This window comes from Mesorhizobium sp. M7A.F.Ca.CA.004.04.2.1, assembly GCF_004022825.1.
GTDB lineage: Bacteria > Pseudomonadota > Alphaproteobacteria > Rhizobiales > Rhizobiaceae > Mesorhizobium.
Genome location: NZ_RZPH01000142.1, coordinates 1 through 8,892, shown reverse-complemented (window position 1 = coordinate 8,892; position 8,892 = coordinate 1). Strand labels below are relative to the sequence as shown.

Annotated in this window: 9 protein-coding genes and 1 tRNA gene; 6 read left to right on the top strand and 4 right to left on the bottom strand. The window is 61.1% G+C overall.

Annotated elements, in window-relative coordinates; all coding sequences use genetic code 11:
• The coding region (locus EN893_RS09240; protein ID WP_128361502.1) for a DUF993 family protein at positions 1-457 on the top strand (457 nt) is incomplete at its 5' end.
• Between the two features lie 157 nt (positions 458-614).
• Here EN893_RS09240 and EN893_RS09235 read toward each other — a convergent pair.
• A complete protein-coding gene (locus EN893_RS09235) occupies positions 615-2,882 on the bottom strand; it encodes an alginate lyase family protein (RefSeq protein ID WP_127272392.1) in 2,268 nt (755 codons plus the stop codon).
• 408 nt (positions 2,883-3,290) lie between these two features.
• Here EN893_RS09235 and EN893_RS09230 point away from each other — a divergent pair, with 408 nt between their 5' ends.
• The 3 genes from EN893_RS09230 (at position 3,291) to EN893_RS09220 (ending at position 4,582) form a co-directional block, all read left to right on the top strand.
• Positions 3,291-3,497, top strand: a complete 207-nt coding sequence (locus tag EN893_RS09230) for a hypothetical protein (RefSeq protein WP_127267240.1) — start codon at positions 3,291-3,293, stop codon at positions 3,495-3,497.
• A gap of 342 nt (positions 3,498-3,839) precedes the next feature.
• Complete coding sequence (locus EN893_RS09225) at positions 3,840-4,172, top strand: lysozyme inhibitor LprI family protein (RefSeq protein ID WP_245490817.1); 333 nt, start codon at positions 3,840-3,842, stop codon at positions 4,170-4,172.
• 14 nt (positions 4,173-4,186) lie between these two features.
• Positions 4,187-4,582, top strand: coding sequence for a hypothetical protein (locus tag EN893_RS09220; protein WP_127270519.1), 396 nt, complete (start codon positions 4,187-4,189; stop codon positions 4,580-4,582).
• 194 nt (positions 4,583-4,776) lie between these two features.
• On the opposite strand, the gene EN893_RS09215 is transcribed toward EN893_RS09220, so the two are convergent.
• Both EN893_RS09215 and EN893_RS09210 read right to left on the bottom strand, forming a co-directional pair.
• Positions 4,777-4,851: transfer RNA gene (locus EN893_RS09215), tRNA-Val, on the bottom strand.
• Positions 4,852-4,967: 116 nt separating this feature from the next.
• The gene (locus tag EN893_RS09210) at positions 4,968-5,330 is read right to left on the bottom strand and encodes a response regulator (protein ID WP_006199474.1); all 363 of its coding nucleotides are present in this window, start codon (positions 5,328-5,330) and stop codon (positions 4,968-4,970) included.
• Between the two features lie 163 nt (positions 5,331-5,493).
• Between EN893_RS09210 and EN893_RS09205 the strand changes: the two genes are divergently transcribed.
• Positions 5,494-6,435: an N-formylglutamate amidohydrolase gene (locus EN893_RS09205; RefSeq protein ID WP_127270521.1), complete on the top strand. Its 942-nt coding sequence runs from the start codon at positions 5,494-5,496 to the stop codon at positions 6,433-6,435.
• A 325-nt stretch (positions 6,436-6,760) separates the two neighbouring features.
• Positions 6,761-7,534 carry a histidinol-phosphatase gene (hisN, locus tag EN893_RS09200; protein ID WP_127270523.1) on the top strand — a complete coding sequence of 258 codons (774 nt, stop codon included), beginning with the start codon at positions 6,761-6,763 and terminating at the stop codon, positions 7,532-7,534.
• 98 nt (positions 7,535-7,632) lie between these two features.
• Here the strand turns inward: hisN and EN893_RS09195 are convergent, their stop codons facing one another.
• Positions 7,633-8,610, bottom strand: a complete 978-nt coding sequence (locus tag EN893_RS09195; RefSeq protein ID WP_127273394.1) for an alpha/beta hydrolase — start codon at positions 8,608-8,610, stop codon at positions 7,633-7,635.
• Positions 8,611-8,892 lie beyond the last annotated feature (282 nt).

The window sequence follows — 8,892 nt, the reverse complement described above, 5'->3', positions numbered from 1 at the left end:
CGGCAAGGAGGTCGCGCTGAGGAACCGTCTGCCGGACGGCGTCGTCATGTTCACTGGCGACGATTTCAATTATCCCGAACTGATCGCCGGCGACGAGAAAAGACACTCGCACGCACTGCTCGGTATTTTCGACGCGATTGCGCCGGTCGCCAATGCAGCGCTGGCGAAACTGGCGGAGGGTGACCGCGCCGGCTATGACGCCTTGATGGCGCCGACCGTGCCGCTATCGCGAAAAATCTTCGAGGCGCCGACCGAGTACTACAAGGCCGGCATCGTCTTCATGGCCTGGCTGAATGGCCATCAGGACCATTTTGCGATGGTCGGCGGCATGCAGTCGGCGCGCGGCATCCGTCACTATGCCGACGTGTTCCGCCTTGCCGACCAGGCCGGATTGCTCGCTGATCCCGATCTGGCGGTGGCCAGAATGAAGAGCCTTTGCACCGTCGCGGGCGTTTGATTTCGGGAAAGTGGTTCTCATCATCGACGTGACAGGCCAGGAATGCCGGACGTCCCTAGAGCAATTCCAGGAAAAGTGTGAAACGGTTTTCCGTCCGGAATTGCTTAAAAACAAGGAGTTAGAGCGGGTCGCCGTTTCCGTGAAACGGTGAACTGCTCTAACGTCTTCGCCACAGCCAAAAAGGCGCGATTGCCTCGTCTGGATGAAATATGGGCTTGGCCGCCCTTCCCAGATCGGCAGGTGGCATCCCTGCGGGATCATGATGCGTCAGGTCGAGAAGCAGCGGCCCAAGCCGATCCGGATCGACAGTTTCGGCCGACATGGTGTGTCGCTTGTTCTCGTGCGCAACAAGCCAGTGCAGCGCCTGGACCAGTCCCAGTCCCTCGGCTGTCTTGTGCTGCCAGAGATTGTCACCAACCGAAGACATGACACGGGCCAGCGACGTCCAGCCTTGCAAGGTAAACATGGCGTAGTGCCTGGGGCGCGTGCGGGACAGTTCCCTGGGCAAGGAGCCGTCGGCTGCGATCTGGGTCGCCAATCTCTCCCGAGCATAGAGGCTGATCTTGGCCAGGGTGGCGCTGTCGCCAAGAAATGTGGCGATCGATGCCCGCTGCAAATCGTAGTACGTTCCTTGGTTGCTGCTGCTGCAGAAGGCCGTCGCGGCTGCCGGCGCGGTGTCCAGCCATTCACAGTAGGAACCGAGCCAGGCTCTGAACGCCTCGCGATCCTCGTCGCCCAGTACTCCTGTTCGCTCGATCAAGCGTACGGCATCCAGGAAGAAATAGAAATCCTTCAGCTCGATGATGCCGTAGCCGGCCCCTTCATTGTTGTCGTGGCCCGACCGCACCTGCGCATAGCGCAAATGCGGGTTCATTCTTGTCTTGGGATCGACAAACCATGCGCGAATGAGCCTCGCGGCGTGGACGGCGTAATGACGTCCATCAAGCACGGTTGCGGCGAGCGCAAGCACGGTTGTGTCGTCGAAGACGCGCTGTAAGCGTGTGCGATCGTAGGTTTCGCTTCCTGCTGCATACAATGCCGTGCCGGGCACGCGTTCGCCATCGAGCCTGATATAGGGCAGGCCATCGGGTCTGTCGGGGTCGGGCCACCAGTAAGGCGCCGGGTGAAAATAGTCCTGGGGATCCCCGCTGGGGGCTCGGCCAGTCTTGTCGAGCACGCTGAACGGACCGCGGGCGAGTGCCTGACCGGCCGCGGTTTCGAGATAGCGCAGGATGGGTCCGTCCTTTACCGCGTGGGCGAGGGCGTCTTCGTCATAGAAAGCCAGGCGGGAGGTATCAAGCCGAGCGGCGACTGCCTTGGCGTCACATTGATCGACCATATCGACGATCGCCTGGTCGCGGCTGACCAGACGCGCGACGAAGCCGGCCTTGCCGATCTCCAGATGCGAACGTCCTGAATCCAGGCGCGCCACCCAGCCCGCTTTCTGGAGCAGCCCGGCATCCGCTGCCCGGACCGGGCGTGGAAAATCCCAGGCGTCGTCGCGGTAGCGATCCCAGGGGCCGGGAACTGCCAACCGCCACAGCATCTCGATTTTTGGCCGCCTTCCGTAGCCATAGTTTTCGTCGAACAGTTGCGTGGTATCGGCTCGAAATATGATCTGCGGCTCTTCCTCGGCCGGCGGCTGGAAGCTCTGGTCCAGCAGAAGCGCATTGTCGACAATACGCGCCATGGGCACCACAGCGTAGGGAAGGTGCGGGTTTCTCTCGATCGCGGACCGTATCCGCTGGAACGCAGAGCCTGTCAGGTAGCAGTTCCCGTCCCAGGGCATCAGCCATTTTGCCCTGCCGCGGGCAATCGCGAGCGCGGCGTTGCGAGCCCCATTGTTGTTCATCACATAGAGGTTCTTGCTGCGGCGGATGTGCGTTTCGTAACGCGCGGACTTTCCGCTCGCCCGGCCCTTCTCTGAGAATCTGAGGTCGCCGGCAACAAGCTGGTCGACGTCCCAGGATATCTTCCGGTACGCATCGAGTTCGAAGGGGATTGTGTGAAAATTCTGGCGGCGGCTTTCGAGCAGGCCGATGATCCGGGCTTCCTCGTCGGTGTCGACTATCCGATTGACGATCCAGAATTTTTCGCAGGCGTCGAAGACCGGTTCGTTGTCCAGAATGAACAGCACGTTGTCGAATGACTGGCCCTTGCGGTGTCGCGGTTCCAGATCATTGCCGATGATCCGGACGAGCATGAAGCTGTCGGCAATCTGCGAGATCGGCGACGCCGTGTAAGTCTCGCGGGCGGCTTCGATCCGCTTGCCGAGTTCGCGTCGGTATTCAGCGTTCTGCTTTGCGGAAATGAGCGCGTTGCCCAATGTCGACCACGGCGACTGCAATTGCGTGCGCACACGGTTCAGTTCGCGATGTATCTTCGGCCAAGGCGACAGTTTTTCCCTTCTGGACTGTGAACTCATGACGGCACGCAAGGAGACCCGATCACCGCCTCGGGAATGCGCGCAGTTTCGCCAACCATTCCGGCTTCGATCCTGGACCATTTCTGAGTGTGAGGCGACCAAGCCCTGAATTGTCCAACGCGATCAATCATGGAAAACGTCTCTCGCCTGCAATGTTGCGAATGTCCTGTTACGGTTCTGCTGCATCGGTCACGGCAGGTTGCAGGCAACGCCGACAAGACAATGCGATAAATCAAATCCGAAAACCACATAGCATGGCAAAATGCCCCGGCATCGGCGATGCGCCTTCACGCGAAGGCAAGCTCGCAAAAAGATTCCGCCGGTGATCGCAATTTTCTTGTGAACCAATTTCTCCCGAGGCGCGACCAAGCGATGTGTCCAAACATGGTCCATCAAGGAGAACGTCTGATGTTTACTGTTTCAAGAAACGTCCTTTTGGCCGCCATCGCCGTTTCGGTGCTGGCCGGCTGCAAGACAACCGCTCCCAGGGAATGCGACAAGCTGAAGCCCGGCGTCACCTACAACGGCAAATGCTGCGGCATCGGCGAGCCTTGCCGTGAAGGCAAGGGCGGCGGCGACAGGCCGGGAAATACGCCTGATCCAGAGCCGCAATGATCTGATTGCCCGTCGCCCGTCCCGGTCAGCACCGGGACGGGCGCACAGCTTTCCGCGACGGCGTTTGCGTCCGGCGTCCGGTCTGCCAGGACCGGGTTGCGAAACTCGCCGGCGCCGCCCACGACAATGGCGAAACGGCAAATCTTGACGTCAGCTTGTGGCGGCCATTCCCCGCATATCACCTCACGGCCCCAGCCTCGTCCGTCCTGCGTTGTTGAACCCGACAACCCTTTGCTTACTATACGGTTTTTCGGTGCTTGTCGGCTGCCCCCATGCGTGCTTACTTGTGGTTGTTTTCATTCCGGGGATACAATCATGCGTTTTCTACTTGCTGGCGTCGCCATGCTGTCGTTCGCCGCCACTGCGGCTCTGGCTGATCCAGCTTCGGACTTCAAAAGAGCCGATCAGGCGTTGAACCAAACCTTCAAGCAAATCCAGAAGCGGCTTACGGATGATTCCGACGGCAAGGCACGGTTGGTGAAAGCGCAGAGAGCGTGGATTGCGTTCCGCAACGCCGAATGCACGTTTCAATCCAGCGGTGACGATGGTGGCTCCGCGGCGCCGATGGTTGCCGCTGCTTGTCAAGCTGAACTGACCAAGGCTCGCACCAGGCAGTTGAGGGCCTACCTGAACTGCCAGGAGGGTGACCTCTCTTGCCCGGTGCCATCAGAATGATCTGGAGTGACAAAATGCCGAATTTCAAGATGAGATATGTGCTGATCGCGCTTGTGCCGTTGGCGGTTGCTGGTTGCGTCAGCGCTGAGGATCAGCGCGCAATGGATCAGCAACAGTGCGCTTCTTACGGCTATAGGCCAGGAACCAACAGGTTTGCCGACTGCATGATGCAACAGACTTCACAACGTTCAGAAGACGAGCAGCGCTCAATGGATCGCATAGCCGCGCAGGAACAGAGAGACAAGGATCGCAAGGAAGCGCGTCGAAAGAACGACAGCTACATCGACCCAAGGCCGAGTTACGACAAGGACGGCAATCCGAATTTCGACACTCAAGGCAATTACCAAGGGTGTCACGGCGCGGGATGTTTGGTCGACAATCCAGACAATGGCGATGACGATGACCAGTAGGCTGGCTTCGCAAGGGCTCTTCTTCCTGCCCCTATAGTCCGGACCTCAGCCCAAATCGACAAACCGTTCGCCAAGCTCAAGCACTGCATGCGGCGTTGCGCCAGGTGCAGGCTATAAGTCAACCTATGCGAACCGCTCTACCTCTGGGGAACCAGCCGGGAAATGCCGATGCAAGATCTGCTTGTCTGGTTGGATGGTGGGCGTGACAGGGATTGAACCTGTGACCCCTGCAATGTCAATGCAGTGCTCTCCCGCTGAGCTACACGCCCATCCGAAGCCGCGCATACACCATTTTTGATCCAGCGCGTCAATAGCAGGAAAAAGGAAAGAAGGCGTCGTCTCGCCGCAGTGGCGAAGAGGTGCGGCGCCTCGCCTAGAAAAGGGCTCAGGCCGCCTGCAGCATCTTCTCGACCTCGTTGACGAGGTCGCGCAGGTGGAAGGGCTTCGACAGCACCTTGGCGTCTTTCGGCGCCTTGGAATCCGGGTTCAGCGCAACGGCGGCGAAACCGGTGATGAACATGACTTTCAGATCAGGATCGATCTCTGTGGCACGCCGCGCCAGTTCGATGCCGTCCATCTCCGGCATGACGATGTCGGTCAACAGCAGCGAGAAAGGCTCCTCGCGCAGCCGCTCATAGGCGCTGGCGCCATTGTCGAAATCACTGACCTGGTAACCGGCGCGCTCCAGCGCCTTGACGAGGAACCGACGCATATCGTCGTCGTCTTCCGCCAGAAGAATGCGTGCCATGATATCCCGTCCGAATCACCCGCCCGAGGTTGCCGTTGGGCAAGCCCGTTAACCATCCTGTATATGAGGAGGTGAGGGTAAACATCAAGTGAACGCTGACGGGGATGATCCATATTTGCCGGGCGTGTGCTGTGGCCGAAATGCTGGACACGAGGCTTGCAAGGTGGCACTTTCACATCATGATGCACTGGTGTTTTCGGGTTCGTTCAAATTGAAGACGGCAGCCGAGGATTTTTCGGTCTTTCCACCCTTCGAAATCCGGTCGGGCGTCGAGCAGCGCGTCCCCTTCCTCTTCAACTCACCGCATAGCGGCCGCTACTATCCGGAGCGCTTCCTTGCCATGGCAAGGCTGGACCGCAACGCCATCCGCCGGTCCGAGGACTGCTACGTCGATGAGCTGTTCGGCGGGACCGTCGCGCTCGGCGCACCGCTGCTGGCGGCGAATTTCCCGAGGGCCTATCTCGACGTCAACCGTGAACCGTGGGAGCTTGATCCGCGCATGTTCGCCGAGCCGGTGCCGTCCTTCTGCAACATCCGCTCGGCACGGGTGGCCGGCGGGCTGGGCACGGTGCCGAAGCTGGTCGGCGAGGGGCTCGACATCTATTCCGGCCGCTTGCCGCTGGCCGAAGCGGTCGCCCGCATCGAGGCCGTCTACAAGCCCTATCACGAGACGCTGAAGCGGCTGTTGACCAGAACCCATGCGCGGTTCGGCTTTGCCGTGCTGATCGACTGTCATTCGATGCCGGCGAGCATCCGGGTTGGCGACAGCGGCCAGCGGCCCGACTTCATCATCGGCGATCGTTTCGGCATCTCGGCAACGGCCGCCCTGACCGAGACCGCGATCGGCCTGCTCAGCGCCATGGGCTATTCGGTTGCCCACAACAAGCCCTATGCCGGCGGCTTCATCACCGAGCACTATGGCCGCCCGGCGCGCCATCTGCACGCGCTGCAGATCGAGGTCAACCGGGGGCTCTATATGAACGAGCGGACGTTCGAGAAGGCTGCCGGCTTCGATGCGCTGGCCGACGATCTGACGCGGTTCTCAGCCGACCTGATGTCGATGCCCGACCATCATTTCATCGACCTGCCACTGGCCGCGGAGTGAACAACCTGCCGCTGGCCGCGGACTGAATGGCGCCATAAAAAAAGACCGCATCGTTTGCACGATACGGTCGAAGTCTAGGGAGGAAACGCCCAAGGAGGGCATGGACAGGAAACCCTGTCCGAGATTGAGGGTATTGTGCGCTGCACAAATGTCAAGCGACCTTCAGCCTTTTTTAATTCACTCTGATGTGGAAATTGCGTTTCGATGGCGCCTGTGTGACATCCAGGCAACAGATGCCGTCGCGGAAAAATCCTCGACACCCTTGTTTTGGCACGAAATTGGCGGCAAAGCCGGGCTCGGGCATGCTGCAACGCGGGAGAATCAGTTGGACATCAGCATCGATTTCATGCGTCGCATCGCGCAGGCGGCAGCGGCGGAGACCTTGCCGCGCTTTCGTGCCCAAGGTGCGGTCGCCAACAAGGAACAGGGCAGTTTTGATCCGGTCACCGAGGCCGATCGCGAGGCCGAGCGCGCCATCCGGGCTCTGATATCGGCTGAGTATCCCGATCATGGTATTCTAGGCGAGGAGCATGGCAGCGAGAACATTTCAAGCCGGCACGTCTGGGTGATCGACCCGATCGACGGCACGCGCGCGTTCATTTCCGGTCTGCCGGTGTGGGGCACACTGGTCGGGCTGACGGTCGACGGCGACGCCGTTGCCGGCATGATGGCGCAGCCCTTCACCGGCGAGCTTTTCTACGCCAACGGCTCGGGCTCCCATTATGAGGGGCCAGGCGGGCCGCGAAAACTGACGACCCGCAAGACGACGAAGTTGGACCAGGCGACGCTGTTCACCACCACGCCGGCCCTGTTCAAGGGCGAGGCGCGCAACCGTTACGATGCATTCGAAAGACAGATCCAGCTCGCCCGCTATGGCGCCGATTGCTATGCCTTCGCCATGATCGCCTCGGGAAGCGTCGACATCGTCGCCGATCCCGGATTGAAGCCCTACGACATCGTGGCGCTGATCCCGATCATCGAAAAGGCAGGCGGCGTCGTCACCACATTCGACGGCGGGCCGGCGGAACAGGGCGGCGATGTACTCGCCGCGGCGACGCCGGAACTTCATGCCGCCGCCATGGCCGCCCTGCGCGGCTAAACGAGCGTCCGCCGCCATTCAGGTGATGCCGACCGCTTGAAGCAGTCGTTTTACTGCCGGCGGCACCCCTTGGGGAGCGGGCCAGCGACCGGCGCCCGTCAGGCTGTGGGGTCGTCGCTGCCGGGAATGAAGGCGTCGAAGGCGGCGAGCAATTGCTCGCGGTAGATGTCGGCTTCCTGCAGGATTTCGTGGCGGGAGCCATCGATCATCAGCAGCGAACCGAGCCGCAGACGCCTGGCGTAGGCTTCCACGGCCCTGGTCGAGACGACCTGGTCGGCGCCGGCGGCGATGATCAGCAGCGGGACCTGGATCCGAGCCATGAAATCGGGGTCGCTGACGGCTTCCGATGCTTTCGCGGCTGCCTGCAGCCAGCGGATCGTCGGCCCGCCAAGCGCCAGTTGCGGGTATTCTTCATAGATCCGTGTGTTGCGCCGATAGCGCTCCGGGTCCGATGTCAGCTTGTTGGTCTCGAACGGGGCCGTAACCCTCGGCCGCGGACCCCAGGCGGCGTAGAGCCGGCCGAGGCCGAGAGCGCAGAACAGAGAACAGACGCGGCGAACCGTCGAGATCGAGACCGGCAGGTCGGGCAGCGTCAGGAAGGGCGCGATCAGCACCATGCGCCGGATGCGGTTCACCATTGATGGGGCGGCAAGCAGGGTGATCAAGGCACCTGCCGAATGGGCGAGGATGTAGTACGGTCCGCGGCAATCGGGCAGCACGATCTCCTCGAAGAACTGTTCGAGGTCGGCGGTGTACTCGCGGAAGCTGCTGACGTAGCCGCGCTGGTGATCGCGGATCAGCCGGTCGGAATCGCCCTGGCCGCGCCAATCGAGCGTGGCGACGCCAAAGCCGCGATCGGCAAGGTTGCGGATGGTTTCGAAATATTTCTCGATGCACTCGTTGCGGCCGGTGAGCAGGACCACGGTGCCCTTCATCGGGCGAGCGACCGCGCCGAACAGGCCGTAGCGGATATTCTTTCGGTCACGCGTGGTGAAGAAGCCGCCGGTGGCATTTTCCGGCCGCGGATTGCCCTCGATTTCGTGAAAAAGGGAGTTTTCGGTGAAAAGATCCGTCATTCGGCGCTTCGTGCTCGGCGTCTCGCATGCCCGCCTGCGCTGGCCGGCTCCGCTAAGGTGATAGACGCCCATGCGCCAAAAGCCAAGGAATTCCCGGTGAAGGGGAGGCTGCATCAGGGAAGGCCGGAAGCCGCTTGAAAGCGTGCTTCCGGCCCCTGTCGATCCGGGAGGAAGGGACGTTACACCCGGTCGGCCTCGTTGCGGTGCCTGTTGTGCAATCGGCGCCGCCAGTCCTTGATCCTGGAATGGACTTTAGCGCCGGCTGCCTGAACGCGCGCCGAA

What these genes read in the sequence shown, in the direction of transcription:
- EN893_RS09230 (WP_127267240.1), top strand. Translation starts at nt 3,291, where the DNA reads ATGTTTACTGTTTCAAGAAACGTCCTTTTGGCCGCCATCGCCGTTTCG.
- EN893_RS09235 (WP_127272392.1), bottom strand. Translation starts at nt 2,882, where the DNA reads ATGAGTTCACAGTCCAGAAGGGAAAAACTGTCGCCTTGGCCGAAGATA.
- EN893_RS09210 (WP_006199474.1), bottom strand. Translation starts at nt 5,330, where the DNA reads ATGGCACGCATTCTTCTGGCGGAAGACGACGACGATATGCGTCGGTTC.
- EN893_RS09195 (WP_127273394.1), bottom strand. Translation starts at nt 8,610, where the DNA reads ATGACGGATCTTTTCACCGAAAACTCCCTTTTTCACGAAATCGAGGGC.
- EN893_RS09220 (WP_127270519.1), top strand. Translation starts at nt 4,187, where the DNA reads ATGCCGAATTTCAAGATGAGATATGTGCTGATCGCGCTTGTGCCGTTG.
- EN893_RS09225 (WP_245490817.1), top strand. Translation starts at nt 3,840, where the DNA reads ATGCTGTCGTTCGCCGCCACTGCGGCTCTGGCTGATCCAGCTTCGGAC.